This window comes from Saccharopolyspora rectivirgula DSM 43747, assembly GCF_000497205.1.
In the GTDB taxonomy this organism is placed as follows: domain Bacteria; phylum Actinomycetota; class Actinomycetes; order Mycobacteriales; family Pseudonocardiaceae; genus Saccharopolyspora; species Saccharopolyspora rectivirgula.
Window position 1 is genome coordinate 1 of sequence record NZ_AYJW01000058.1, and the last position, 25,004, is coordinate 25,004.

Genomic DNA, 25,004 nt, shown 5'->3' on the forward strand with positions numbered 1-25,004 from the left:
CAGACGTGTGCTCTTCCGATCTCACGGCGATTCCACTACGGAGCCTGGCGCGGTGGCCCGGACCCGCTCGAGCCACCGGTGGACTTGCGCGAAGCGCTGGACCAGCTCGGTCGCGACGTGCTGGAAGGCGCTTCGCCCCGCTCGGCGCTGGAAGAGCTGCTGCGCACCGGCACGAGGGAGACCACCGGGCTCGACGACCTGACCAGACGGCTCTGGCAGCGCCGCAGCCAGCTGCAGCGCCGGCACCGGCTGGACGGGACCCTGAACGAGGTGCGCCGACTGCTGGACCGGGCCCTGGAGCAGGAACGGCTGGCGCTGGCCGCTGATCCCGACGAGGACGCCCGCTTCCGAGAACTGCAGCTCTCCGCGCTGCCCTCGGACACCGGCAGCGCGGTTGCGGAGCTGGCCGACTACGACTGGCGCTCTCCCGAAGCCCGGGAGGCGTTCGAAGAGATCCAGCAGCTGCTGGGGCGGGAATTCGTGCAGCAGCGCTTCCAAGGCATGAAGGAGGCGCTGCAGCAGACCACCCCCGAAGACGTCGAGCAGGTCCGCCGCATGCTGGAGGACCTGTCGGACCTGCTCGCCGCGCACGCGCGGGGAGACGAGGACGTCCCGCAGCGGTTCGACCGGCTCATGGCCGAGCACGGCCAGTTCTTCCCGGAGGACCCGCGGGACGTGGACGAACTCGTCGACCTGCTGGCGGCCCGGGCCGCTGCGGCGCAGCGCCTGTTGAACTCGATGGACGAGCAGCAGCGCAACGAGCTGATGTCGCTCTCCAGCCAGGCGTTCGGGGACCCCCGCATCGGGCAGGCCCTGCAGCAGCTGGACGCCCAACTGCAGGCGCTCCGCCCCGGGGAGGACTGGAGCGGGCGAGCCCGGTTCCGGGGGGACCAACCGCTGGGGCTGGGGGAGGCCACGGCGATGCTGGCCGAGCTGGGAGAGGTGGACCGGCTGGCCGAGCAGCTCAGCCAGGCCTACCCCGGGGCGCGGCTCGAGGACATCGATCTGGAGGCCCTGGAACGGCAGCTGGGCCAGCAGGCCGCGGTGGACGTGCAGCGGCTGGCGGAGATCGAGCGGCAGCTCCGGGAGCACGGGTTCTTGCGCCGCGGCCCGGAAGGCGATCTGCAGTTGAGCCCGCGAGCCCTGCGGCGCCTGGGCGAAACCGCGCTGCGCTCGGTGATCACCCGGCTGCGGTCGCGGCGTGGCGAACGGGACACCGAACGGGCCGGGGCGGCCGGCGAACTGACCGGCACCACCCGGCCGTGGCAGTTCGGCGACACCGAACCCTGGGATGCCGCCCGCACCGTCCGCAACTCGGTGCTCCGGCGGGCCGCCGCGGGACCGGAGGCGCCGCGGCTGGACATCAGCGACATCGAGGTCGCCGAGACCGAGCACCGGAGCAGGGCTGCGGTCGCGCTCTGCGTCGACACGTCCTGGTCGATGGTCCAGGACGGCCGGTGGGCGCCGATGAAGCGCACGGCGCTGGCCCTGCACCACCTGGTGACGACCAGGTTCCGCTCGGACGCCCTGCAACTGATCACCTTCGGCCGCTACGCGTCCGAGGTGCAGGCGGGGGAGCTGGCCGAGCTGGAGGGGACCTGGGAACAGGGCACCAACCTGCACCACGCGCTGCTCATCGCCGGTCGGCACCTGCGCCGGCATCCGGACACCCAGCCCGTCGTGCTGGTGGTCACCGACGGCGAGCCGACCGCCCACCTGGAGCCGGACGGCGAAGCGGTGTTCGAGTACCCGCCGAGCCCGCGCACCTTGGAGATCACCTTGGCCGAGGTCGACGCCTTGCGCCGGCGGGGAACGGCGCTGAGCGTCTTCATGCTCGGGGACGACCCGCGCCTGGAGGCGTTCGTCGACATCGTCGCCCGGCGAGGTGGTGGCCGGGTGCTGGCGCCGAGTCCGGACGGGCTGGGAGCCGCCGTGGTCGGCGATTACCTGCGCAACCGGAACGGTCGCTAGCCGGGCCGCTCCCGGGCACCGGCGGCGCGCCGCTGTGGCGAACGCGGTAGCTGAGGGCGGAGGCTGACACGAACGGCGTGCGGACGTTTAAGGTCGAAGGCATGCAACCCTGGTCGTCGGTCCACGTTCCCAAGATCCCCGGGACCCCCCAACCGCTCCGCCTGTTCGACACCGCCAGCGGTGAGGTCAAGCCCACCGAGCCCGGGCAGGTGGCGCGCATGTACGTCTGCGGCATCACCCCCTACGACGCCACCCACCTCGGGCACGCTGCGACTTATCTGGCGTTCGACCTGGTGCACCGCGTGTGGCTGGACAACGGTCACCAGGTGCACTACGTGCAGAACGTCACCGACATCGACGATCCACTGCTGGAACGGGCCGAGCGGGACAACGAGGACTGGGTCGTGCTCGGCATGCGGGAGACCGCGCTGTTCCGGGAGGACATGGAAGCGCTGCGGATCCTGCCCCCGGCCGACTTCATCGGCGCGGTGGAAGCCATCCCCGAGATCGTGGAAGCCGTGGGCAAGCTCCTGGCGTCCGGAGCCGCCTACCGGGTGGACGACGAGTACCCGGACATCTACTTCCGCCACCAGGCCTCGGGCCGGTTCGGCTACGAGTCGAACTACGACTCGCAGACGATGAGCCAGTTATTCGCCGAGCGCGGCGGGGATCCCGACCGCCCCGGCAAGGAACACCCGTTGGACGCGCTGCTGTGGCGAGCGGCCCGCCCGGGAGAACCGTCCTGGGACTCCGAGCTGGGCCCCGGTCGTCCGGGGTGGCACCTGGAATGTTCCGTGATCGCGCTGAACCGCTTGGGGCTGGGCTTCGACGTCCAGGGCGGCGGTTCGGACCTGATCTTCCCCCACCACGAGTTCAGCGCGGCGCACGCCGAGTGCCTGTCCGGCAGCTATCCGTTCGCCAAGCACTACTGCCACACCGGCATGATCGGGCTGGACGGCGAGAAGATGTCGAAGTCCAAGGGGAACCTGGTCTTCGTCTCCCGGCTGCGGGGTGACCGGGTCGATCCGATGGCGATCCGGCTGGCCCTGCTGTCCGGGCACTACCGCTCGGACCGGTCCTGGACCGCTGACGTGCTCACCGAGGGGACGGCTCGGCTCGCCCGCTGGCGCCAGGCGGTGGCCCTGCAGTCCGCTCCGGAAGCCCAGCCGGTCATCGACCGCGTGCGGGAACGCTTGGCCGACGACCTGGACACCGCGCAGGCGCTGCGCGCTGTCGACGACTGGGCTGAGGAAGCCCTGGCCGGTTCCGGTTCGGACACCGGCGCGCCGCAGTTGATCAAGGACGCGGTGGACGCCCTGCTGGGCGTGGAGCTCTGAGCGGCACGTCCGGCCGGCCAGCGCGGGCCGGCCGGACCAGCCGGTCAGCTGGGCCCGGGGCCGGTCGGTCCCTTCCCCTTGCCGCCCGGTCCCCGGCGGCGCAGGTAGCGTTCGAACTCGGCTGCGATGGCGTCGCCGCTGGCCTCGGTGAGGTTCACCTCCGCATCTCCGCGCTCTTCCAACGCCCGCACGTAGTTGCGGACGTCCTCGTCCTCGTCGGCCATCTCGGTGACGGTCTGCACCCATTCCTCGGCCTGCTCCGGCAGGGTCCCCAGCGGCACTTCGATGTCCAGGGCCTCCTCCACCCGGTGCAGCAGCGCCAGGGTGGCCTTCGGCGAGGGCGGTTGGGAGACGTAGTGGGGAACCGCTGCCCAGAACGAGATCGCCGGGATGCCCGCCTGCACGCACGCGTCCTGGAACACCCCCACGATGCCGGTGGGGCCTTCGTAGCGGGACTGCTCCAGCCCGAAGCGGGCGGCGGTGTCGGAGTCGTAGGCGGCGCCGGTGACCGGCACCGGTCGGGTGTGCGGCGCGTCGGCGAGCAGTGCGCCCAGCGTCACCACGGTGGTGGCGCCGATCTGGTTGATCTGGTCCACGAGCTCCTGGCAGAAAGCACGCCAGCGCATGTTCGGCTCGATTCCGTTGACCAGCACCACGTCGTGATCGGCGTTGGGCGGGCGGCAGACGGTCAGCCGGGTGGTCGGCCAGGTGATCTGGCGGGTGATGCCGTCGACCAGCTTGATGGTGGGCCGGGACACCTGGAAGTCGTAGTAGGGGTCCGGGTCGATCTCGCTGAGCGGCGTCGCGTCCCAGATGAGCTGGAGGTGCTCGATCGCGGAGCTAGCGGCGTCGCCTGCATCGTTCCAGCCCTCGAAAGCTGCGACGACGACCGGCTTTTCCAGGCGAGGCAGCTCGGCGCGCTGTTGGTTGCTGAGGTGTGTGTCGCGATCGGTCACTACGCCAGCCTACGACGCCAGGCCAGTGCGGGCGGCCGACATCCGGGAGGCAAGTCGTTGGGCCGCTCGTACCAGCTGTTCTTCCTCGTCCGGGCGCGGGAGCGTTGCCGGGCGGTTCAGCGCAGCTGCAGCAGGTGCTGGTAGCGGTCGTGGTGCTCGGGCCGCAGGACGCCGGCCAGGAACAGCGCTGTTTGCTTGCGCGCATAATCCGCCAGCTGCATCTTCTGCTCCAGGTACCAGCTCTTGAGCGCCCAGCCGTGGGCCAGCAGCAGCAGGTCGTGGGCGATCAGGTCCACGTCGGTCTGCTCGGTGAACAGCCCGCTGCGCACCCCGTCCCGGAGGGCGCTGCGCAGCGGCTCGCCCGTCTCGATCTCCAGCTTCTTGATGCGCTCCCGCCGCTGGCTGCTCAGCGTCCTGCTCTCCCGGTAGGTGAGGACCGCGGCGTGCCGGTAGTCGTCGATCACCTCGCAGTAGGCGCGGAAGGCCGCGGCCAGCTGTTCGACCGGGTCGTCGCCGGCGGCGGCCACCGCGGCCGGCACCTGCTTGGCGAAGGCGTCCAGCACGTCGACGATCACCGCCAGCAGGAGTTCTTCCTTGTTGCCGAAGTAGCGGTAGATCAGGCCGACGCTGACCTCGGCTTCCTCGGCCAGGGCCTGCATGGACACGCTGTGGAAGCCGTCGCGGGCCATGAGCCTGGCCGCGGCGGACAACAGCTGGCGGCTGCGCCATTCGGCGCGAACGGCCCGGGCCGCCTCGTCGGGGTTGCGCGCTGTCCGGGCGGATGGAGGCATTCCGCTTCCCTTCGTGCTGAACGTGAATTCATTTCCGATCAATCTTCACAGACCCGGGCTGCTCGCCCGGGGTGGTGGAGCTTCCGGGAGCACCGAGCGTCGCGGTGTTGACACGCCGCGTGCGAGTGAACGAGTATTCAACTCAAGTGAACGCACATTCATTTTACGCGAATGCTTGTTCAGCATTGCGGTTCCCAAGTGAATCCCGTCCTCCCCGAGGCAAGGAGGCCCGGCATGAGCGACTACGAGGACATCGACTACGCCGTCACCGACACCACCGCGATCATCACCATCAACCGGCCGCACCGGTACAACGCCTTCCGCGGCAAGACGGTCGAAGAAATGGTCAAAGCCTTCCGCAAGGCATGGGCCGACAAGGGAGTGCGGGCGGTCATCCTCACCGGCGCGGGCGAGAAGGCGTTCTGCACCGGTGGAGACGTCAAGCAGCGCGCGGCGACCGGGGACTACGGCCCCACCGAAAGCGGCCTGTTCGAGATCGGTTACCTGCACAAGCTCATCCGGGACATCCCCAAACCGGTGATCGCCGCGGTGAACGGGCTGGCCATCGGCGGCGGGCACGTGCTGCACGTGCTGTGCGACCTGTCCATCGCCGCCGAGCACGCCAGGTTCGGGCAAGCCGGGCCGCGCGTGGGATCCTTCGACGCCGGATTCGGCTCGGCGTTCCTGGCCCGAGTGGTGGGGGAGAAGCGCGCCCGCGAGATCTGGTACCTGTGCCGGCAGTACGACGCCGAGACCGCGCAGCGGTGGGGCCTGGTCAACGAGGTCGTGCCGGCCGACCAGCTGCTGCCGGAGGCCACGCGGTGGGCGGCGCAGATCGCCGAGATGAGCCCCACCGCGATCCGGTTCCTCAAGCAATCGTTCAACGCCGACACCGACCACCAAGCCGGTCTGAGCAACCTGGCGATGTCGGCGCTCGACGTGTTCGGCGAAACGGACGAGGCCAAGGAAGGCGCGGCGGCCTTCGCCGAGAAGCGCAAGCCGGACTTCGCCAAGCACGCGCTGAGCTGACCAGCGGACCGAGGCGTGCCATGGATTTCAACCTCACAGCCGACCAACAGCGCCGTCGTGACGCGGCCCGGAAGTTCGCCGAACAACAGCTGGCCCCCGGCTACCGGCGGCGGGAGCAGCAGGGCGGCATCGAACCGCGAATCCGGATCCAGATGGGGCAGTCCGGGTTCATCGCACCGGAAGTGCCACCGACCTACGGAGGCCGCGGACTGGACCGGTTGACGTCCGGAATGCTGGTGGAGGAGATCAGCCGAGGCGACTTCTCCGTCGCCTACCTGCAGGTGGTCGGGTCCTTGGTGGCCCAGGTGCTCGTGGAGAACGCCACCCCGGAACTGGCCGCGTCGTGGGTGCCGAAGATCTGCGCGGGTGAGGAGGTCGTCGGCATCGGACTGACCGAACCGCACGCGGGCTCCGATGCGGCGAACCCGCACCTGCGCGCTCGTCGGGACGGCGACGAGTACGTCCTGGACGGAACGAAATCGCTGTCCTTCGCCGCCGAAGCAGCGGCAGCCGTGGTGTTCGCCCGCACCGACGAGCAGCAGTCCGGCAGCAAGGGGATCAGCGCGTTCCTCGTCCCCCTCGACCTGCCCGGGGTGACCAGGGGGCCGTACTCGGACATGGGCACCAAAGCGGTGGGCCGCGGCGCGGTGCACTTCCAGCGGACCCGGATCCCGGCCGATCACCTGCTGGGCCGGGAAGGCGAGGGGTTCAGCCAGGTGATGAAGGGCTTCGACTTCAGTCGAGCGCTCATCGGGTTGCAGTGCTTGGGCGCAGCGCAGGTCACAGTGGACGAAACCTGGGAGCACGTCACCCGACGGCAGGCTTTCGGGCAGCCGCTGAGCAAGTTCCAAGGCGTTTCCTTCCCGCTGGCCGAAGCCGAAACCGTGCTGAGCGCCGCCCGGCTGCTCTGCTACCAGACGCTCTGGCTGAAGGACCAGGGCGCTCCCCACACCGCCCAGGCCGCGATGTGCAAGTGGTGGGCTCCCAAGACGGCGTTCGAAGTGATCCAGGACTGCCTGCTGCTGCACGGCCAGTACGGCTACCGGACGGACCTGCCGATCGAGCAGCGGTTGCGCGACGTCCTCGGGCTGCAGATCGGGGACGGGACCGCCCAAATCATGAAACTCGTCGTCGCCAGGCAGCGCGTCGGACGCGCGCTCGCCCCGTGACCCGACGCGCAGAAAGGACTGACATGGCACGACTGGACGGAAGAATCGCGTTCGTGACCGGCGCAGGACGCGGCATCGGGCGGGCGATAGCGGAGAAGTTGGCCGCTGAGGGAGCTGCGGTCGTCGTCACCGATCTCGACGAGGACTCCGCGCGCACCACCGCGAAAGCGATCGGTGCCGAAGCGGTCGGCATGCCGGCCGACGTCACCTCGCGGGAGTCGGTTCGGCAGGCGGTGGCGGAGGCCAAGGACCAGTTCGGCCGCATCGACGTGCTGGTCAACAACGCGGGCTGGGACAAGGCCGAGCCGTTCCACGAGAGCGATGAGTCCGACTGGGACCGGATCATCGCCATCAACCTCTACGGCACGCTGAACACCACCAAAGCAGTGCTGCCGCACCTGGTGGAACAGGGCGGTGGATCCATTGTGAACATCGGTTCCGATGCCGGTCGGGTCGGTTCTTCCGGTGAGGCGGTCTACTCGGCGGCCAAAGGAGGCGTGATCGCCTTCACCAAGACGCTGGCCCGGGAAATGGCCCGGCACCGGATCAACGTGAACTGCGTGTGCCCGGGGCCCACCGACACGGAACTGTTCGCCTCCATCGGTGGGGACAACCCCAAGCTGCGAGAAGCGCTCATCAAGGCGATCCCGTTCCGGCGGCTCGCCCAGCCGCACGACCTGGCCAATGCGGTGGCGTTCTTCGCATCCGAAGAAGCCAGCTACATCACCGGGCAGACGTTGAGCGTCAGCGGCGGTCTCACCATGAGCTGACCGCGGCCGAGGTCCCTGGAGCGAACCGATCACTTGCGACCGGCGGAGCCGGACGGCTCCGCCGGACTTGCCGACACATCAGCCGCAAAGTGCCGCACCCGATGCGCCGGCACTTGCCGGGAGCCGAGCGGTCGCGACCGGTCCCGGAGGCGAGCACCGCGATTTCCACCTCGACGAGGAGGAGTGGAGATGACCCGATACGACCCGTCGGCATACCGGAAATTCATCGAACGGGAGTTCACCTACCTCGCCGGCTTCCGGCGCAACACCCACCGGTACGCGGACCACGTCGCCATGGCCTGCCCGGAAACCGAGCGGACCTGGACCTACGCCGAACTCGGGTCCGCAGTGGACGAGTTGGCGGCCGGGCTGGCCCAGCTGGGAGTGCAGCCCGGCGACGTGGTGCTGTACCAGCTGTTCAACGGTCCGGAATTCGCACAGCTCTACCTGGCCACCCAGGCGTGCGGGGCGATCGGATCGCCGATCAACTTCCGGCTCTCCTCCGGCGAGACCGCTTTCATCCTCGACGACAGCAAACCCAAGGTCTACGTCCACGACGCAGCGCTGTCAGAGGTGGCCAACGACGCATTGCGGGCGGCCCAGCACCGGCCGGACGCCGTGGTCGTGGTGGGGACCCCGCAGGACGGCAGCGCGCTGCGGTTCAGCGAACTCGCCGTGCCCGGCGGGAAAGACCCCAGCTTCGAGAAAACGGTGTACGAGGAGACCACTCGGCTGTACACCTCGGGAACCACCGGCATGCCCAAGGGGGTTCCGCTCAACAGCATGATCGAGATCTTCACCGCGCACGACGTGATCATGCACTTCCTGCTCACCCCGCAGGACCGGACGCTGAACATGACGCCGTGGTTCCACCGCGGAGGCCTGTACGCCGGTGGCCCCAACCCGGTCTTCTACGTGGGGGCGCAAACCGTGCCGATGCGGTCGTTCGACCCCGAGCGCTGCCTCGACCTCGTGGAGCGCTGCGGCCTCACCTTCCTCATCGGAGCGCCGACGAACCTCGCCATGCTCGCCCAGGCGCAGCAGCGCGAATCGCGCGACCTCTCGTCGCTGCGCGGGATCGTCACCATGGGAGCGCCGCTGGAGAGGGAAGCGGCACTGCGCTACCAGCAGGTCCTGTGCCCGAACATCTACAATGGATATGGCACTACCGAGGCGTTCTGGAACACCTTCCTGCGCCCGTCCGATCTGCCCGAACACGCCGGTAGTGCCGGTACTGCGTGCACCGACGACGACGTCGCGGTGGTGAAGGTCTTCGACGACCGGCTGGCCAGACCGGATGAGACCGTGGCCAAGGACGGCAACGAGATCGGCGAAGTGATCGTGCGGTCCCCCAAGTGCGGCTACGCCTACATCAATTCGCCGGACCAGGAAGCGGCGAAGTTCCACGACGGCTGGCTCTACATCGGCGACCTCGCCACGTGGGACGGCCAGGAGCACGTCACCATCGTGGGCCGCAAGGACGACATGATCATCTCCGGTGGGGAGAACGTGCACCCGGTGCAGGTGGAAGAAGTGCTCAACGAGCACCCCAAGATCGCCGACTCCTTGGTGGTGGGCATACCGCACGAGCATTGGGGCCAGCTCGTGGTGGCCTACGCGGTCCCCGCCGACGACGCGCTCACCGCGGCCGAGTGCGAACAGCACTGCCGGCAGCACCCGATGCTGGCCGGCTACAAGCGGCCCCGGGCCTACCGGTTCGTCACCTCGCTGCCGATGACCGCCACCGGGAAGAAAGTGCACTACAAGGCGCGGCAGCAGGCCCGCACCGAGTTCGCCGAAGGGCTCTTCACCACCGTGGGGACCGTTGCGTCCGCCACCAGTGGCCCAACGGGGTGAGAACAACCCGTGAACGGGAGGGCAACAGCCGGTCGAGCCGCTCCGGGGTGGGTCGGCAGTGTGCTCTCCGGGCCGCGCTGGAACGAGGAGTGCGACACGTTCCCTGGGGATTTCCCCGCGGTTGGTGATGTACTGGACCGTGCCAGAGTGAACGCGGCCCGATTTGGAGACTTTCGCGCATGCCCGACGCTTCCCCGGAGACGCTCCGCCCCGCTGCGGTCCTCTTCGACATGGACGGCACCCTGGTCGACTCGGAGAAGCTCTGGACGATCGCCATGGAGGACTACGCGGCCTCCCGGGGGCGCACCCTGAGCACGGCCGCGCGGGAGTCCATGGTCGGGTCGAACATGAACCGCAGCATGCGGCTGCTGCTGGCGGACATCGGCGAGCCGGCCGGGGAAGCCGAGATCGCCGCGGCCGCGAAGTGGGTGGCGGCCCGGGTCGAGCAGCTGTTCCGGCAAGGGCTGCAGTGGCGCCCAGGAGCCCCGGAAGCGCTGCGCACCACCCGCGAGCTGGGGTTGCGCACCGCGCTGGTGACCTCCACCATCCGCTCGCTCACCGAAGTCGCGCTGGAGACCATCGGCCGGGACTCGTTCGAGGTGACCGTGTGCGGGGACGAGGTCGACGGCCGGAACAAACCGGACCCCGAGCCGTACCTGCGGGCCGCCCGGCTGCTCGGAGTCGACCCGGCGGAGTGCGTGGCGATCGAGGACTCGCCCACCGGGGTGGCCGCAGCGGAAGCAGCCGGCTGCGCCGTCATCGCCATTCCCTGCGAGGTGCCGGTGCCGCCGGGACCGCACCGCACCCTCTACCGGTCACTGTCGGAGGTGCGGTTCGACCGCCTCGGTAGACTTCTCCGTCGCGCTGAGTAGTAGCCGGCCGGTGCTGCGGGTGACCAATTCCGCAACGGGTGGGTCCACCTTCAGCACGGCACCTCTGGGATGCAAGGATCGTCACTGTGAAAACCTTCGACGAGTTGTTCGCCGAACTGCAAGAACGCGCCCGCACCCGACCGGCGGGCTCGTCGACGGTGGCTGCGCTGGACGCCGGGGTCCACGCCCAGGGCAAGAAGGTCCTGGAGGAAGCTGGTGAGGTCTGGATCGCCGCGGAGCACGAGAGCGACGAGCGGTTGGCCGAGGAGATCTCGCAGCTGCTGTATCGGCTGCAGGTGATTATGTTGGGGCGCGGGCTGACGCTGGAGGATGTCTACCGGCACCTGTAGTGCCGCCGCGTTCCCGCCCTGATCGCAGAACGGAAGAGGAGAGCGAGCTCATGCTGCGTGTGGCTGTGCCCAACAAGGGCACGTTGGCCGGTCCTGCGTCCGAGATGCTAGCGGAAGCCGGCTACCGGCAGCGTCATGAGCAGCGCGACCTCACCGTCATCGACCCGACCAACGAAGTCGAGTTCTTCTTCCTGCGCCCCAAGGACATCGCCATCTACGTCGGGTCGGGAGAGCTCGACCTGGGCATCACCGGGCGCGACCTGGCCCTCGACTCCGGAGCTCCGGTGAAGGAGCGGCTGTCCCTCGGCTTCGGCGGGTCCACGTTCCGCTACGCCGCCCCCGCCGGCTCCGAACCTTGGACGGTCGCCGACCTGGAGGGCAAGCGGATCGCGACCTCCTACGCCAACCTGGTTTCGGCGGACCTCGCCCGGCACGGGGTCCAGGCCGAGGTGATCCGGCTGGACGGTGCGGTGGAGATCTCCATCCAGCTCGGGGTCGCCGATGCCATCGCCGACGTGGTCGGTTCCGGGCGGACGCTGCGCCAGCACGGGCTGGTCGCCTTCGGCGATCCGATCTGCAAGTCCGAGGCCGTGGTCATCGACCGGGACGGTGACAACAAGGAAGCCGCCAAGAACCAGCTGATCGCCCGCCTGCAGGGCGTGGTGTTCGCGCAGCAGTACGTGATGCTGGACTACAACTGCCCGCGCGACCTGCTGGACGAAGCCGCCAAGATGACCCCGGGCCTGGAGTCCCCGACCATGTCCCCGCTGGCTGACGACCGCTGGGTGGCGGTGCGCGCGATGGTCAGCCGCAAGGACGCACCGGCCATCATGGATCGCCTGGCGGCGCTGGGCGCCAAAGCGATCTTGTCCTCGGACATCCGCTCCTGCCGCCTGTGAGCTCCCATGTCGGGGCGAACACCCCGACCGAACGTCCGCGGTGGAAGATCGATTGCGTTCATAATGAAGTGTTGCTCGATCTTCTTCCGGTGGGAGTGAAGCCATGGCCGTGATAGTCCCGGGAAGTGCTCCGCCCCGGTGGGACGTGTACGCCGGCATGCCGTGCTGGATCGAACTCGCCACCACCGACCTGGATGCCGCGTGCGACTTCTACTCGCAGCTGCTCGGCTGGGAATGCCGAGACCACCAGGCCCCCGGTGCCGGGCGCTACCGCATGGCGTTCCGCGAGGGCTACCCGGTGGCGGGGCTCTACCAGGTGGCTGAGGAGAGCTCGCGCTGGCGGCTGTACCTGGCAGCCGCTGACTGCGCGCAGGCCGTGTCCCAGGCCGAAGAGCTGGGCGCCTCGTTGATCGGTGACGTCGAGGAATTACCCGGCGTAGGAGCCAAAGCGATCTTGCAAGGGCCTTCGGGCGCCGAGTTCGGTTTGCTCGAACCCGACGAGGAGCTGCGGTTCGACGTCGGGTTGCCCGGCACTCTCATGTGGGCGGAGCTGGTGACCATCCGGGCGCAGACCGCGGACAACTTCTTCCGCTCGATGTTCGGCTACACCGCCGAGCAGTTCGGCGCGGACAACCGGTCCGACTATTCGGTGTGGTACCTCGGTGGCGAGTCGGTGCTGGCCCGGGTGAGCATGATCCGGGAGTTCATCACACCCGCCACGCAACCGCACTGGCTGGTGTACCTGGGGGTCACCGAGGACGGCGCCGACGAGCTGGTGCGCTCGGCCATCCAGCTCGGCGGCCGGGTGCGGGTGGACCCGTACGACTCGAGCATGGGCCGGGTCGCCGTGCTCCGGGACCCGACCGGTGCTCGGTTCGCCCTGGTCGACCAGGAGCAGGCCGGCGAGTACGGGACCGCCGCGATCTACGACCCGTACGACGACTGAGCAGCGTCAGTCAGCGCGATCGAGAGCCGTCTCCACACCCGGGTCCGGTTCCGGCCAACCCGGGTATGGCGGCGGCGTTCCACCGAACGCCGGGCAGCGCGTCTTGTGGAAGCAGTAGTCGCACAGGCGGCTCGGGTTGGGGCGGAAGTCCCCGTCACGACCGGCCCGCAGGATGGCCTGCCAGATCGCTTCCAAGGTGCGCTCGAACCGCCGCAGCTCGGCCTCGTCCGGGGTGTAGGTGAGCCTCTGCTTGTCGGCCAAGTACATCAGCAGCAGTTGCCGGGGGATCGTGCCCCGCAGCCGCCACAGCACCAAAGCGTAGAACTTCATCTGGAACATCGCTTTGGCCTCGCCGATCTGGCGCGGAGAAGCCCCGGTCTTGTAGTCCACCAGCCGAACTTCGCCGGTCGGTGCGACGTCGACCCGGTCGATGAAGCCGCGCAGCCGAACTCCCGACTCGAGCTCCGCCTCGACGCGGAGTTCGCAGGCTTCCGGCTGCAGCCGCCGCGGGTCCTCCAGCTCGAAGTAGGAGTCCAGCAACTTCTGGGCCGACTTGAGCCACTTGCCCAGTTCCGGGTCGTCCGGCCCGTGGAAGAGCTCGGCCAGTTCCGGTTCTTCGGAAAGCAGCTTCTCCCAGGACGGCTGCAGCAGTTCCCTGGCCCGTTCGGGATTCCGCTCCCCGGCCGGGAAGCTGAACAGCTGCTCCAGCACGGAGTGCACCACGGTGCCGCGCACCTGCGCGCGGGTGGGGGTCTCCGGCAGCCGGTCCACGGCCCGGAACCGGTACAGCAGGGGGCACTGCTTGAAGTCGCTGGCCCGCGATGGAGACAGCGCGGGACGGTGGACGGTGTCCTGGCCAGCTGTGGTCTGCGCCGGTTCCGACATGGTCAGCAACCCTAGTCGAGCAGGTCGCGGAGGTGTTCGAGGACCCGGCAGTGCTTCGCGGGCGCCGTCCGGTGGATCACAGATACCTAACGAGCGGACAGCTACTCTTCGCCCCATGCCGACAACCACGCCGCCCAGCAAAGCCCGCTTCCCGGATGGAGGCCTGCTGCTCGGGAGGGTGGCCGGGGTGCCCATCCTGCTCTCCCCTTCCTGGTGGGTGGGGGCTGCGGTGATCGTGCTGCTCTACACCCCGCTGGTGGCGCAGATACTGCCCAGCGCGGGGGTGTGGGGCAGCGCGCTGCTGGCCGCGGTGTTCACCGTGCTGCTCGCAGCGTCCGTGCTGCTGCACGAACTGGGGCACTGCATCGTGGCGCTGCGCATGGGGTTGCCGGTGCGCCGGGTGCGGCTGTTCCTGCTCGGCGGCATCTCCGAGGTCTCCAGGACCCCGCTCAAACCCGGCCAGGAGGGGTGGGTCGCGGTGGCCGGGCCGCTCGTGTCCATCGTGCTGGCCGCCGCCACCGGCCTCGGCTGGTTGGCCCTGTCCCCCGGCGGAGCGGTCTGGCTGCTGGTCGCCCAGACCTGCGTGGCCAACCTGATGATCGTCGTCTTCAACCTGCTGCCCGGGCTGCCGCTGGACGGGGGCCGGTTGATCCGGGCGCTGGTGTGGCGGCTGTCCGGCAACCGGGGCAGCGGTACCGCGATCGGGGTGGCCGGTGCCGGTGTGGTGGCCGCCGGACTGCTGTTCTGGGCGTTGGCCGGGCTGGTGGACAACGCGCAGGACCGGTGGTTGCGCTTGGGGATCTGCGTGCTGATGGCCTGGTTCGTGGTGGCCGGCGCCCGGGCGGAGCACCTCGCCGAGCAGCAACGGGCCTGGCCGGCCGGGGTGTCCTTGCGGGACCTGGTTCGCCCGGTGCTGCAGCTCCCCGCGGAGAGCCCGGTCGGGGACGCGCTGACCGCGGCCGCCGGCCGCGGTGTGGTGCTGGTCCGCGCGGACGGGGTCGCGGTGGGGCTGCTCGACCAGGCCGCGGCCGAACGCCTGGCCAAGCACGCGCCGCACGAGCCCGCCGAGCGGGCGGCCGAGCCCATCGACCCGGACACGGTGCTGTTGGACAGCGACTCCGCGGAAACGGTCCTGGAGCGGTTGGACGCCGTGTTCGCCTGGCAGTTCCTGGTGGTGGACTCCAGCGGACGGCCGTGCGGGGTGCTGCGCCGGGAAGACCTGCGCGCGGCGATGCGGAGCCGGACCGGTCGCTGAACCGGTCCGACGGCTTTGCGACTATGGATCGCCGTCCCGTGTTCCAGGGACGGCGATCTCATGCCAGTTCAGGAGGTTCGACGCAGTTGAGCAGCACCGTCAGCGGTGAGTTCCAGCCGGGTGACCGCGTCCAGTTGACCGACCCGAAAGGACGGCGGTACACGATCGTCCTGCAGGCTGGAGGGCAGTACCACACCCATCGAGGAGTGCTGCAGCACGACGATCTGATCGGCAAACCGGAGGGGTCGGTCGTCGTTTCCAGCGGCGGCACTTCCTACCTGGCGCTGCGGCCGTTGCTGGCCGACTACGTGCTGTCCATGCCGCGCGGGGCGCAGGTGATCTACCCCAAGGACGCGGCCCAGATCTTGATGTGGGGTGACATCCGCCCGGGGGCGCGCGTGCTGGAGGCCGGTGCCGGCTCCGGGGCGCTGACCTGTTCGCTGCTGCGCGCGGTGGGGCCCGAGGGCAGCGTCATCTCCTACGAGGTCCGGGAGGACCACGCCGAGCACGCCGAACGCAACGTGGAGCGGTTCTTCGGGGAGAAGCCCGCCAACTGGACGCTGCGGATCGGGGACGTCCAGGACTACGACGGCCCTGCCGTGGACCGGATCGTGCTGGACATGCTCTCGCCGTGGGAAGTGCTGGACAAGGTGCACGAGAGCCTGGTCCCCGGCGGGGTGCTCGTGGTCTACGTGGCCACCACGACCCAGCTGTCCCAGATCACCGAGGCCATCCGCGCTCAGCGGAACTGGACCGAACCGCAGGCCTGGGAGACCGTGACCCGCCCCTGGCACGTGGTGGGGATGGCGGTGCGCCCCGAGCACCGCATGGTGGCGCACACCGCGTTCTTGTTGACCGCTCGGCGGCTGGCCGACGGCGTGGTGCCGCCGCGCCCGCAGCGCCGCCCGAGCCGGGGCTGAGGAGTTCGGGTCGGGAGCGGCCACGAGCGGCCGCTCCCGTGCTCACGCGAGATCAGCAGACCTTCCACTCGCCGTCTTCGACCACGAGCCGGAAGCTCTCGTCGATGTTCTCGGTGTGGCTCTCGGAGACGCCGAACATGTCCACGGTGACGGAGAAGGTGCCGCTGACCTTGGCGGTGGCGGTGTCGCCGTTCTCGGTCACCTCGCCCAGCTGCAGGTTGAACTGCATGCTGTCCAGCACCCGCTGGATCTGGGACTCGGTCATCCCCATCGTCCGGAGCTCGTCGGCCATCTTCTCCGGGTTGTATTCATCCACGAGCTCTTCCGCCTGCTGCTTCTGGCTTTCGCAGGCGAGCGGCGGAAGCTGGTCGAACTGCTTGGCGTTCAGCTTGTCGACGAACTCCTGCGCGGTGGCCCGGGGGTCTCCCGGGTTTCCACCCAGCACCACGAGGAGCACGACGACCAACCCGATGATCACGACGAGACCGATGCCGCCGCCGAGGATCCACGGCAACGGGGACTTCTTGGACGGCTGGCCGCCGTAGTCAGGACCGTACGGACCGGGGGCACCGGTCTGCTGCTGGTACGCCGCCTGGTCGAACCCGGGCTGCGGACCGCTCTGCGGGAACTGCCCGCTGGCCGGGGCGCCGAAACCGGACTGGGCCGGCTGCCCGCCGGACGGGAACTGCCCGCTCGGCTGCGGACCGCTCTGCGGGAACTGCCCGCCGGGTTGCGGAGGCTGTGGCGGATACGTCAAGGGTCTTCCTTTCCCCCTCTAGAGCGATTTGTTGTTGTGCTGTTTTGTGTTGTCGCTCGGGCTCACTGGTCGAGGTCGCAGACCTTCCACTCACCGTTTTCCACGGTCAGGCCCATGACTTGATCCACGGGTTGGGAGACGCCGCCCATTTCCCAGCTGCCCTTCAGCTGGGCGCTGGCCTCGTTCCCGTTCTCGATCACTTCGCCCAAACGGATGTTAAAGCGACCCGCCTCCAGCTGTTCGAGCTGGCTTTGCAGTTCGGCCTTGTTCTCCTGGCAGAGCTTGTCCTCCAGTGCCTGGAAGTCGTGGGCGTTGACCTTGTCGACCACTTCTTGCGCGACCGGGTCGGCCTCGCCCGGGCCGCCCCCCATCAGGAAGTACAGGCCGACCGCGGCCCCGCCCAGGACCACCACGGCGCCGACGCCGCCGAGAACCCACGGCATCTTCGACTTGGGCTGGGTCGGCTCCACTGCGGCGAATCCGTCCGGTTCCGACACCCAGCCGCCGCCGGGGGGAAACTGGCCGCCGTCCCACTGGGGCGCTGCCGGCTGCTGCTGGGGGTTGCCGAAACCCGCCGCGGGGGAGATGTACTGGGTCGCCTGCTGTTCAGCGCCGAGTTCCGTGTGCTGGTTTCCGTACCAGGCCGGCTGCTGCTGGGGAGCCTGCGCCGGGTCCTGCTGTGGAAACCCGTTGTCACTAGGCTGGCCCCACCCGCCCGTGCCAGGTTGCTGTGGCGGATAGGTCATTCAGCTCCTCTCGTAGTGGATGGCGGTTCAGTAAGCACTGACGTTGGCGGCGTAAGTAGATCAAAGCCGCTCGTCGCGAATGTGAGGAGTGGTCGTTTTGCTATCGAATCGTCACTGGCGGAGGGATTGGGTCCAACCTGTTCCCACCAAGTGAGAGGCGTGTGGTGTCGGCCATGCGCGTGACGCTGCAGCAGGCGTTCACCCGGAGCTGAAAAGCCACTCAGATGTCGTAATGATTAACCCGGATGCCCGGATATTTCTGCGAGCCATGTGGCGCAAGCGGCTGAACCGGGCAACCCCGAGGAGCGGGGCTCGGCATGACCGGGTGCCGGAACGTATCGATCGGACCACGAGCACCAACACGCAGCGTCGGTAATCGCAGCAGTGCTATGTCAGAGCTCGGGGGAAACCTTGTTCAAGCCGTGGGTAATCGCGGATTTTTGTGGCACGCTGGGCGATCCGGCGGGCTATCGCGACACCGCCGTCGTCGGTGATCGCCGGTACCGTGGTGGTACGAGCACGGGAGGAGGGTGCCGACATGCAGCACGACCGTCCCGGCAGCCGGCCTGAAGAGGGCATGGAGCAGAACGCCGGCAATGCAGAACTCCGCAGCCAGATCCGTCTTCTCGAGGACGAGGTTGCGCTGCTGCGCCGCAGACTCAACGAATCCCCTCAGCAGGTCGGGGTGCTGGAAAAGCGGCTGGCCGAGGCATCCGAGAGAGTGAGACAGCTCACCGAACGGAACGCCAAACTCACCGAGACGCTGAAAGAAGCGCGCAGCCAGCTGATGGCGCTGCGCGAAGAGGTCGACCGACTCGCCCAGCCCCCGAGCGGCTACGGGGTTTTCCTGTGCGGTTACGAGGACGGCACGGTCGACGTGTTCACGTCGGGGCGCAAGATGCGGGTCGCCGTATCGCCCAACGTGAACACCGAAGAACTGAAGCTGGGCCAGTCAGTGCGGCTCAACGAGGCGCTGACCGTGGTCGAGGCGGGCGCGTTCGAGCAAACCGGTGAGGTTTGCACCTTCCGGGAGCTCCTCCCCACGGCTGAGGGTGAAAGCCCGCGGGCGCTGGTGCTGGGGCACACCGACGAAGAACGCGTGGTGTGGCTGACCGAACCGTTAGTGGACAAGGGGTTGAAAGCGGGCGACTCGCTGCTGGTGGACAGCAAGGCGGGCTACGCCTACGACGTCGTTCCCAAGGCCGAGGTCGAAGACCTCGTGCTGGAGGAAGTGCCGGACGTCGACTACCACGACATCGGCGGGCTCGCCAGCCAGATAGAGCAGATCCGCGACGCCGTGGAACTGCCCTTCCTGCACGCCGACCTCTACGTGCAGTACAAGCTGCGGCCGCCCAAGGGGGTCCTGCTCTACGGTCCGCCCGGATGCGGCAAGACGCTGATCGCCAAGGCGGTGGCGAACTCGCTGGCGAAGCAGGTCGCGACGGCCCGGGGCTACGACGATGGACAGGCCAAGTCCTACTTCCTGAACATCAAGGGCCCGGAGCTGTTGAACAAGTTCGTCGGCGAGACCGAGCGGCACATCCGGCTGATCTTCCAGCGGGCGCGGGAGAAGGCTTCCGAGGGCACCCCGGTGATCGTGTTCTTCGACGAGATGGACTCGATCTTCCGGACCCGCGGCAGCGGTGTCTCCTCGGACGTGGAGACCACCATCGTCCCGCAGCTGCTCAGCGAGATCGACGGTGTCGAGGGGCTGGAGAACGTCATCGTCATCGGGGCTTCCAACCGCGAGGACATGATCGACCCGGCGATCCTGCGGCCCGGCCGGCTCGACGTGAAGATCAAGATCGAGCGTCCGGACGCGGAAGCCGCCAAGGACATCTTCTCCAAGTACCTCACTCCGGAACTGCCCATCCACGAGGAGGACCTCAAGGAGTTCGCCGGTGACAAGGAAGCCTGCATCCAGGCGATGATCCAGACCACCGTCGAACGGATGTACGCCGAAACCGACGAGAACAGGTTCCTGGAGGTCACCTACGCCAACGGGGACAAGGAAGTCCTGTACTTCAAGGACTTCAACTCGGGCGCGATGATCCAGAACATCGTGGACCGGGCGAAGAAGGCGGCGATCAAGTCCGTGTTGGAAACGGGCCAGCCAGGGCTGCGGGTCCAGCACCTGCTGGACGCGATCGTCGACGAGTTCGCCGAGAACGAGGACCTGCCCAACACGACCAACCCGGACGACTGGGCTCGCATCTCCGGTAAGAAGGGTGAGCGGATCGTCTACATCCGCACGTTGGTCAGCGGCAAGAACCAGGAGTCCGGAAGGGCCATCGACACCGCTACCAACACCGGGCAGTACCTGTGAGCACCGCGGAGCAGCCCGGGAACCGCCGACCAGGCGGGGACCGGGCTGCTCCGAGTGTCGGTTCGCGCCGGGAGCGGTTAGTTTTCGGGCATGATCCCGGTGCAGCAATCCGTCCAGCGGCTGGGCATCGGCCTTGCCGCGCTCGGACGGCCCGCTTACATCAACCTCGGCCGAACCGGTGTGCTGCCGGCGCAGCGGACCCCGCGAGCGATGCGGGACCTCACCCGCACCGTGCTGGACGCCGCCTACGAGCGGGGGATCCGCTGGGTCGACGCTGCCCGCTCGTACGGCAGTGCTGAGGAGTTCCTCGCCTCGTGGTTGCGGGAGCGCGGCCACGAGGACGTCAGCGTGTCCAGCAAGTGGGGGTACGCCTACGTCGCCGACTGGCAGCTGGAAACCGAGGTGCACGAGATCAAGGAGCACTCGGTGGAGCGGCTGCGGATGCAGTGGATGGAGACCCGCAAGCTGCTCGGCGACCGGGTGGACCTCTACCAGGTGCATTCGCTGACCACCGACAGCCCGCTGTTCGACGACTTGGCGCTGCAGTACGAGCTGGCCCGCATACGCGATTCCGGGGTCCGGATCGGATTCTCCACCAGCGGGGCCGCCCAGCCGGAGACGATCGAACGGGCCTGGGAGCTGGAGGTCGGCGGTCGACAGCTGTTCAGCTCGGTGCAGGCCACGTGGAACTCGCTGGAACCCTCGGTGGGGCGGGTGCTCAGCGAAGTCCACACCGGGGGCTGGCAGGTGCTGGTGAAGGAAACCCTGGCCAACGGGCGGCTGGCGGTGGCCGCGCCGGACGTCCTGCAGGAGGTGGCGCGCCGGCACGGCGTGGGCACGGACGCCATCGCGATCGCCCACGTGCTGCGGCAGAAGTGGGCCGACGTCGTGCTGATCGGTCCGGTCAGCACCGAGCAACTGGACTCGAACTTGGCGGCCTGCCAGGTGGAGCTGAGCGATGCGGACCTGGAAGTGCTGCGCAGCTTGGCCTGGGATCCGGCGACCTACTGGGGTGAGCGGGCGCTGCTGCCGTGGCGCTGACCGCGGAGGGCGAACCACTCCTCGATGAACTGGCGGCCGTCCGGCACGAAGGGCCACGCGGGGTCGTTCAGCCGCTCCTGCAGCTCGCTCAGCGGCATCCAGCCGCCCCAGGCGATTTCCTCGGCCTGGTGGGTCACCGGGCCGTCCCAGACGGTTTCGTGCAGGAAGCCGTGGAACCGCACGGAGCCGTGTTCGTGCACCGAGCGGAACGCGAACCGCACGGTGGCGTGCTGGATGCCGAGCTCCTCGGCCAGTTCGCGGTACGCGGTGACCAGCGGGTCCTCCCCGGCGGCGACCACTCCGCCCGCCCAGCAGTCGTACATCCCCGGGTAGACGTCCTTGGTGTCGGTGCGCCGGTGCACGTAGACCGAGCGCAGGTCGGGGGAGAGCACCAGCACCGAGGCGGCCGCGTGCCACAGGCCTTCCCGGCGCATCCGCTCCCGGCTGGCGCTGCCCACGGGAACGCCCGCCCGGTTGTACACCGCGACTGTTTCGCCCATGCCCAGATCGTCGCACCCGCACCGCTCCGCGGGCTCGCCCGGCCACCGACCCGGCGAATGTTGGTCCGTTCAGCTTGCAAAGCCGTGCATCCCGGCAAAAACCCGTACGCTGCAAGGTATGCGGCGGATCATGGGAACCGAGGTCGAGTACGGGATCGTGGCGCCGGGGGATGCCGGGGCGAACCCGGTGCTGACCTCCACGCACATCGTGCTTGCCTACGCGGCAGCGGCCGAGATCTCGCGGGCGCGGCGTGCTCGCTGGGACTACGAGGTCGAGTCCCCGTTGCGGGACGCGCGTGGTTTCGACCTGAGCAACGGCGCGCAGCAGAGCAACAGCTCCAACGGTGACGACCTGGGAGCGGCCAACGTCATCCTGACCAACGGAGCGCGGTTGTACGTCGACCACGCGCACCCCGAGTACTCGGCTCCGGAAACCACCAACCCCAGGGATGCGGTCATCTGGGACAAGGCCGGGGAGCGGGTCATGGAGGAGGCGGCCATCCGGGCGGCCAGCGTCCCCGGGAGCTCGCCCATCCAGCTGTACAAGAACAACGTGGACGGCAAGGGCGCCAGCTACGGCAGCCACGAGAACTACCTGATGGCCCGCAGCACGCCGTTCACCGCCGTCATCAACGGGCTCATCCCGTTCTTCGCGTCTCGACAGGTGGTCGTCGGGTCCGGTCGGGTCGGCATCGGCCAGACCGGGGAGAAGGCCGGGTTCCAGCTGTCCCAGCGCGCCGACTACATCGAGGTCGAGGTGGGCCTGGAGACCACGCTCAAGCGCGGCATCATCAACACCCGGGACGAGCCGCACGCGGATGCCGACAAGTACCGGCGGTTGCACGTCATCATCGGCGACGCCAACTTGGCCGAGACCGCCACGTACCTCAAGCTCGGCAGCACCGCGCTGGTGATCGACATGATCGAGGCCGGGGAGCAGTTCGACGACCTCAAGTTGGCCGACCCGGTGCAGGCCGTGCACTTGATCAGCCACGACCCGACGCTGAAGCAGACCGTCGAGTTGGCCGACGGTCGCCGGTTCACCGGGTTGGACCTGCAGCGCGCCTACCACGAGCGGGCGGAGCGGCACCTGGAGCGCAACGGCGCCGATCACGCGTCCCGGGACGTGCTGAACACCTGGGGCGAGGTGCTGGACATGCTGGCCGGCGACCCGATGGACTGCGCGGACCGGCTGGACTGGCCGGCCAAGCTCCGGCTGCTGGAGAGCTACCGGCAGCGGGACAACCTGCCCTGGTCCTCGCCCCGGCTGCACATGATCGACCTGCAGTACTCCGACGTCCGGTTGGACAAAGGACTGTACAACCGCCTGGTGACCCGCGGTTCGATGAAGCGCTTGGTCAGCGAGGAAGAGGTGCAGGAGGCGATCCTCACTCCTCCGGAGGACACTCGGGCCTATTTCCGGGGACGTTGTCTGGAGCGGTACCCGGAGGAGGTCGCGGCCGCTTCCTGGGATTCGGTGATCTTCGACCTCGGTCGGGAGTCGCTGGTGCGGATACCGACCCTGGAGCCGCTGCGCGGCACGAAAGCCCACGTCGGGGAGTTGTTGGAGGCGTCCGAGAGCGCTCAGGAACTGGTCGACGCGCTCACCAGGAGCTGAACCGCTGTGCTCGGTCACATTGCGTGATTCCGGTGGCGCAGCAAAGATCGAAGTCCGCCCGTGTGGCTGTGGGCTAACTGGTGTTCGGGTGGGTAATGTGCACAGCAGAGCGTCTTCTCGCCGGGGACGCTCTTGAGGGCAACCACCGGGAGGCGAGATGTCCCAGGAAAAGGTTCACCGACAGGGTGGTGGCGGCTCCGACGACGAACAGGGGACGGAGGCTGCAGGCCAGGAACGCCGGGAGAAGCTCGGTGAGGACGTCGATGCCATCCTGGATGAGATCGACGACGTCCTGGAGGAGAACGCCGAGGACTTCGTCCGCGCCTACGTGCAGAAGGGCGGGCAGTAAACCGAACGTCGGGCGCTGTGCGCGTCACCACCCGACATGCCCGGGCCGGTTCGGAGCCGGCCCGGTGCCGTGATGCGCGCGGAATCATGATTAAAGTGCAAGTCTGACGTGGCACTCAGCTACTTTGAGCAGGAGAACATGTCGTCGATGGAACCCAGCTCGGCCCGGTTCCCGGGTCAGGCCCTGCCACCCGCGTACTTCAGCCCGGGATCGTCGTTCACCGACTTTCTCCGCCTTGCGGCTCCCGAGCTGCTACCTGGAAATCGCCAGTTGTCCGAAGGGGTGGTGGAAGCCCCGCACGGGACCACGATCGTCGCCGTCGCTTACAAGGGCGGCGTCCTGATCGCCGGTGACCGCCGCGCCACCATGGGCAACCTGATCGCCCAGCGGGACATAGACAAGCTCTTCGTCACCGACTCCTACTCGGCGGTGGGCATCGCGGGAACCGCTGGGATCGCCCAAGAGCTCGTCCGGCTGTACGCGGTGGAGCTGGAGCACTACGAGAAGCTGGAAAGCGTGCCGCTGTCGCTGGACGGCAAGGCCAACAAGCTGGGCACCATGCTGCGCGCCAACCTGCAGGGAGCCATGCAGGGGCTTGCGGTGGTCCCGCTGTTCGTCGGCTTCGACACCGATGCCGAGGACCCCGACCACGCAGGCCGGATCATCTCCTACGACATCACCGGTGGGCGCTACAACGAGGTCGCCGGCTACCACGCCGTGGGGTCCGGTTCGCTGTTCGCGAAATCGGCGCTGAAGAAGCGGTACGAGCCGCAGAGCGACCAGCAGACCGCGGTGCGCATCGCGATCGAGGCCCTCTACGACGCTGCCGATGACGACACGGCTACCGGCGGTCCGGATCTCACTCGCCGCATCTACCCGTCGATCATCACGATCAACGGTGTGGACGGTGCCGTGCGGATGCCGGAGGAACAGGCGGCGGAAGTCGCCACGGAGGTCGTCAACCGCCGAATGGAGAACCCCGGCGGCTAAGCCGTCGTCCACTGGAGAGTCGCCGGTATGGGCGAGCCGATTCGATCCAGGAGTGCACAAGCCGTGACGATGCCGTTTTACACCTCTCCCGAGCAACTCATGCGGGAGCGCTCCGAGCTGGCCCGCAAGGGGATCGCTCGGGGGCGCAGCGTGGTGGTGCTCAAGTACGCCGGTGGTGTGCTGTTCGTCGCCGAGAACCCATCGCCGACCCTGCACAAGATTTCGGAGATCTACGACCGGATCGGGTTCGCCGCGGTCGGCCGTTACAGTGAGTTCGAAGCACTGCGGGTGGCCGGGGTCCGGATCGCCGACGTCCGCGGGTACTCCTACGACCGCCGGGACGTGACCGGGCGGTCGCTGGCCAACACCTACGCCCAGCACCTCGGGGCGATCTTCACCGAGCAGATCAAACCGTTCGAAGTGGAGATCTGCGTCGCCGAGGTCGGGTTCACCCCGGAAGGCGACCAGCTGTACCGCCTCACCTACGACGGTTCCATTGTCGACGAACCGCAGTACGTGGTGATGGGCGGCCAGACCGATGCCATCACCGCGAAGCTGAAGGACTCCTTCAGCGATGGCATGGAGCTGGCCGATGCCGCCAAACTGGCCATCCGGGCGTTGTCCGCGGGCGGCGACGGCAACCGCGAGCTCGGGGTGGACCAGTTGGAGG

The 25,004-nt window shown here is 68.4% G+C and carries 24 protein-coding genes; 18 read left to right on the forward strand and 6 right to left on the reverse strand.

Translation table 11 applies throughout. From position 1 onward, the window contains the following. Positions 1 to 18: 18 nt before the first annotated feature. Positions 19 to 1,971: a vWA domain-containing protein gene (locus SREC43747_RS22360; RefSeq protein ID WP_029722099.1), complete on the forward strand. Its 1,953-nt coding sequence runs from the start codon at positions 19 to 21 to the stop codon at positions 1,969 to 1,971. 101 nt (positions 1,972 to 2,072) lie between these two features. Next, on the forward strand, positions 2,073 to 3,308 hold the full coding sequence (gene mshC / locus SREC43747_RS0114915; RefSeq protein WP_029722100.1) for a cysteine--1-D-myo-inosityl 2-amino-2-deoxy-alpha-D-glucopyranoside ligase: 1,236 nt from the start codon (positions 2,073 to 2,075) through the stop codon (positions 3,306 to 3,308). Positions 3,309 to 3,352: 44 nt separating this feature from the next. On the opposite strand, the gene SREC43747_RS0114920 is transcribed toward mshC, so the two are convergent. Both SREC43747_RS0114920 and SREC43747_RS0114925 read right to left on the reverse strand, forming a co-directional pair. Next, the gene (locus SREC43747_RS0114920; RefSeq protein WP_029722101.1) at positions 3,353 to 4,264 is read right to left on the reverse strand and encodes a PAC2 family protein; all 912 of its coding nucleotides are present in this window, start codon (positions 4,262 to 4,264) and stop codon (positions 3,353 to 3,355) included. A gap of 116 nt (positions 4,265 to 4,380) precedes the next feature. After that, the gene (locus SREC43747_RS0114925) at positions 4,381 to 5,055 is read right to left on the reverse strand and encodes a TetR/AcrR family transcriptional regulator (protein ID WP_029722102.1); all 675 of its coding nucleotides are present in this window, start codon (positions 5,053 to 5,055) and stop codon (positions 4,381 to 4,383) included. 234 nt (positions 5,056 to 5,289) lie between these two features. On the opposite strand from SREC43747_RS0114925, the gene SREC43747_RS0114930 reads away from it, so the two are divergent. From SREC43747_RS0114930 to SREC43747_RS0114965, 8 genes are all read left to right on the forward strand, one after another. Next, entirely contained in the window at positions 5,290 to 6,084 is a 795-nt protein-coding gene (locus tag SREC43747_RS0114930) for an enoyl-CoA hydratase-related protein (RefSeq protein ID WP_029722104.1), read from the forward strand. A gap of 20 nt (positions 6,085 to 6,104) precedes the next feature. Continuing rightward, positions 6,105 to 7,253: an acyl-CoA dehydrogenase family protein gene (locus SREC43747_RS0114935; protein ID WP_029722105.1), complete on the forward strand. Its 1,149-nt coding sequence runs from the start codon at positions 6,105 to 6,107 to the stop codon at positions 7,251 to 7,253. Positions 7,254 to 7,276: 23 nt separating this feature from the next. Then, a complete protein-coding gene (locus SREC43747_RS0114940) occupies positions 7,277 to 8,023 on the forward strand; it encodes an SDR family NAD(P)-dependent oxidoreductase (RefSeq protein WP_029722107.1) in 747 nt (248 codons plus the stop codon). Positions 8,024 to 8,212: 189 nt separating this feature from the next. Beyond that, positions 8,213 to 9,880 (forward strand): class I adenylate-forming enzyme family protein, encoded by a 1,668-nt coding sequence (locus tag SREC43747_RS0114945; RefSeq protein WP_037332157.1) that lies wholly within the window; start codon positions 8,213 to 8,215, stop codon positions 9,878 to 9,880. 179 nt (positions 9,881 to 10,059) lie between these two features. Continuing rightward, positions 10,060 to 10,752, forward strand: coding sequence for an HAD family hydrolase (locus tag SREC43747_RS0114950; protein WP_029722109.1), 693 nt, complete (start codon positions 10,060 to 10,062; stop codon positions 10,750 to 10,752). 86 nt (positions 10,753 to 10,838) lie between these two features. Beyond that, positions 10,839 to 11,102: a phosphoribosyl-ATP diphosphatase gene (locus tag SREC43747_RS0114955; RefSeq protein ID WP_029722110.1), complete on the forward strand. Its 264-nt coding sequence runs from the start codon at positions 10,839 to 10,841 to the stop codon at positions 11,100 to 11,102. Positions 11,103 to 11,152: 50 nt separating this feature from the next. Continuing rightward, positions 11,153 to 12,001, forward strand: a complete 849-nt coding sequence (hisG, locus tag SREC43747_RS0114960) for an ATP phosphoribosyltransferase (protein ID WP_029722111.1) — start codon at positions 11,153 to 11,155, stop codon at positions 11,999 to 12,001. A gap of 103 nt (positions 12,002 to 12,104) precedes the next feature. Then, entirely contained in the window at positions 12,105 to 12,947 is an 843-nt protein-coding gene (locus SREC43747_RS0114965; protein WP_029722112.1) for a VOC family protein, read from the forward strand. 6 nt (positions 12,948 to 12,953) lie between these two features. On the opposite strand, the gene SREC43747_RS0114970 is transcribed toward SREC43747_RS0114965, so the two are convergent. Next, complete coding sequence (locus SREC43747_RS0114970; protein ID WP_029722113.1) at positions 12,954 to 13,832, reverse strand: RecB family exonuclease; 879 nt, start codon at positions 13,830 to 13,832, stop codon at positions 12,954 to 12,956. Between the two features lie 115 nt (positions 13,833 to 13,947). Here SREC43747_RS0114970 and SREC43747_RS0114975 point away from each other — a divergent pair, with 115 nt between their 5' ends. Beyond that, positions 13,948 to 15,087 (forward strand): site-2 protease family protein, encoded by a 1,140-nt coding sequence (locus SREC43747_RS0114975; RefSeq protein WP_029722115.1) that lies wholly within the window; start codon positions 13,948 to 13,950, stop codon positions 15,085 to 15,087. Positions 15,088 to 15,173: 86 nt separating this feature from the next. Beyond that, positions 15,174 to 16,007 carry a tRNA (adenine-N1)-methyltransferase gene (locus SREC43747_RS0114980; protein ID WP_029722117.1) on the forward strand — a complete coding sequence of 278 codons (834 nt, stop codon included), beginning with the start codon at positions 15,174 to 15,176 and terminating at the stop codon, positions 16,005 to 16,007. Positions 16,008 to 16,059: 52 nt separating this feature from the next. On the opposite strand, the gene SREC43747_RS20310 is transcribed toward SREC43747_RS0114980, so the two are convergent. Both SREC43747_RS20310 and SREC43747_RS0114990 read right to left on the reverse strand, forming a co-directional pair. After that, a complete protein-coding gene (locus SREC43747_RS20310) occupies positions 16,060 to 16,764 on the reverse strand; it encodes an Rv0361 family membrane protein (protein WP_051388057.1) in 705 nt (234 codons plus the stop codon). Positions 16,765 to 16,826: 62 nt separating this feature from the next. Further along, on the reverse strand, positions 16,827 to 17,510 hold the full coding sequence (locus SREC43747_RS0114990; protein WP_029722119.1) for an Rv0361 family membrane protein: 684 nt from the start codon (positions 17,508 to 17,510) through the stop codon (positions 16,827 to 16,829). A 538-nt stretch (positions 17,511 to 18,048) separates the two neighbouring features. On the opposite strand from SREC43747_RS0114990, the gene arc reads away from it, so the two are divergent. Beyond that, the gene (arc, locus tag SREC43747_RS0114995; RefSeq protein WP_029722120.1) at positions 18,049 to 19,836 is read left to right on the forward strand and encodes a proteasome ATPase; all 1,788 of its coding nucleotides are present in this window, start codon (positions 18,049 to 18,051) and stop codon (positions 19,834 to 19,836) included. A 90-nt stretch (positions 19,837 to 19,926) separates the two neighbouring features. Further along, positions 19,927 to 20,877, forward strand: a complete 951-nt coding sequence (locus SREC43747_RS0115000) for an aldo/keto reductase (protein ID WP_029722121.1) — start codon at positions 19,927 to 19,929, stop codon at positions 20,875 to 20,877. Here the strand turns inward: SREC43747_RS0115000 and SREC43747_RS0115005 are convergent. Then, positions 20,841 to 21,377 carry an NUDIX hydrolase gene (locus SREC43747_RS0115005; RefSeq protein ID WP_037332160.1) on the reverse strand — a complete coding sequence of 179 codons (537 nt, stop codon included), beginning with the start codon at positions 21,375 to 21,377 and terminating at the stop codon, positions 20,841 to 20,843. The two genes, SREC43747_RS0115000 and SREC43747_RS0115005, sit on opposite strands and share 37 nt — an antisense overlap. Positions 21,378 to 21,495: 118 nt before the next feature. Between SREC43747_RS0115005 and dop the strand changes: the two genes are divergently transcribed. From dop to prcA, 4 genes are all read left to right on the forward strand, one after another. After that, complete coding sequence (gene dop / locus SREC43747_RS0115010; RefSeq protein ID WP_029722123.1) at positions 21,496 to 22,995, forward strand: depupylase/deamidase Dop; 1,500 nt, start codon at positions 21,496 to 21,498, stop codon at positions 22,993 to 22,995. Positions 22,996 to 23,152: 157 nt separating this feature from the next. Continuing rightward, positions 23,153 to 23,344 carry a ubiquitin-like protein Pup gene (locus tag SREC43747_RS0115015; RefSeq protein ID WP_029722124.1) on the forward strand — a complete coding sequence of 64 codons (192 nt, stop codon included), beginning with the start codon at positions 23,153 to 23,155 and terminating at the stop codon, positions 23,342 to 23,344. Between the two features lie 147 nt (positions 23,345 to 23,491). Next, positions 23,492 to 24,334: a proteasome subunit beta gene (prcB, locus tag SREC43747_RS0115020; protein ID WP_029722125.1), complete on the forward strand. Its 843-nt coding sequence runs from the start codon at positions 23,492 to 23,494 to the stop codon at positions 24,332 to 24,334. A gap of 63 nt (positions 24,335 to 24,397) precedes the next feature. After that, positions 24,398 to 25,004 (forward strand): proteasome subunit alpha (gene prcA, locus SREC43747_RS0115025; protein WP_029722126.1); only part of this gene is annotated, 607 nt, incomplete at its 3' end.

Bases quoted from the DNA above. Each gene is read 5' to 3' on its own strand.
- mshC (WP_029722100.1), top strand. From the start codon at position 2,073: ATGCAACCCTGGTCGTCGGTCCACGTTCCCAAGATCCCCGGGACCCCC.
- SREC43747_RS0114925 (WP_029722102.1), bottom strand. From the start codon at position 5,055: ATGCCTCCATCCGCCCGGACAGCGCGCAACCCCGACGAGGCGGCCCGG.
- SREC43747_RS0114930 (WP_029722104.1), top strand. From the start codon at position 5,290: ATGAGCGACTACGAGGACATCGACTACGCCGTCACCGACACCACCGCG.
- SREC43747_RS0114935 (WP_029722105.1), top strand. From the start codon at position 6,105: ATGGATTTCAACCTCACAGCCGACCAACAGCGCCGTCGTGACGCGGCC.
- SREC43747_RS0114940 (WP_029722107.1), top strand. From the start codon at position 7,277: ATGGCACGACTGGACGGAAGAATCGCGTTCGTGACCGGCGCAGGACGC.
- SREC43747_RS0114945 (WP_037332157.1), top strand. From the start codon at position 8,213: ATGACCCGATACGACCCGTCGGCATACCGGAAATTCATCGAACGGGAG.
- SREC43747_RS0114950 (WP_029722109.1), top strand. From the start codon at position 10,060: ATGCCCGACGCTTCCCCGGAGACGCTCCGCCCCGCTGCGGTCCTCTTC.
- hisG (WP_029722111.1), top strand. From the start codon at position 11,153: ATGCTGCGTGTGGCTGTGCCCAACAAGGGCACGTTGGCCGGTCCTGCG.
- SREC43747_RS0114965 (WP_029722112.1), top strand. From the start codon at position 12,105: ATGGCCGTGATAGTCCCGGGAAGTGCTCCGCCCCGGTGGGACGTGTAC.
- SREC43747_RS0114970 (WP_029722113.1), bottom strand. From the start codon at position 13,832: ATGTCGGAACCGGCGCAGACCACAGCTGGCCAGGACACCGTCCACCGT.
- SREC43747_RS0114975 (WP_029722115.1), top strand. From the start codon at position 13,948: ATGCCGACAACCACGCCGCCCAGCAAAGCCCGCTTCCCGGATGGAGGC.
- SREC43747_RS0114990 (WP_029722119.1), bottom strand. From the start codon at position 17,510: ATGACCTATCCGCCACAGCAACCTGGCACGGGCGGGTGGGGCCAGCCT.
- arc (WP_029722120.1), top strand. From the start codon at position 18,049: ATGCAGCACGACCGTCCCGGCAGCCGGCCTGAAGAGGGCATGGAGCAG.
- SREC43747_RS0115000 (WP_029722121.1), top strand. From the start codon at position 19,927: ATGATCCCGGTGCAGCAATCCGTCCAGCGGCTGGGCATCGGCCTTGCC.
- SREC43747_RS0115005 (WP_037332160.1), bottom strand. From the start codon at position 21,377: ATGGGCGAAACAGTCGCGGTGTACAACCGGGCGGGCGTTCCCGTGGGC.
- dop (WP_029722123.1), top strand. From the start codon at position 21,496: ATGCGGCGGATCATGGGAACCGAGGTCGAGTACGGGATCGTGGCGCCG.
- SREC43747_RS0115015 (WP_029722124.1), top strand. From the start codon at position 23,153: ATGTCCCAGGAAAAGGTTCACCGACAGGGTGGTGGCGGCTCCGACGAC.
- prcB (WP_029722125.1), top strand. From the start codon at position 23,492: ATGGAACCCAGCTCGGCCCGGTTCCCGGGTCAGGCCCTGCCACCCGCG.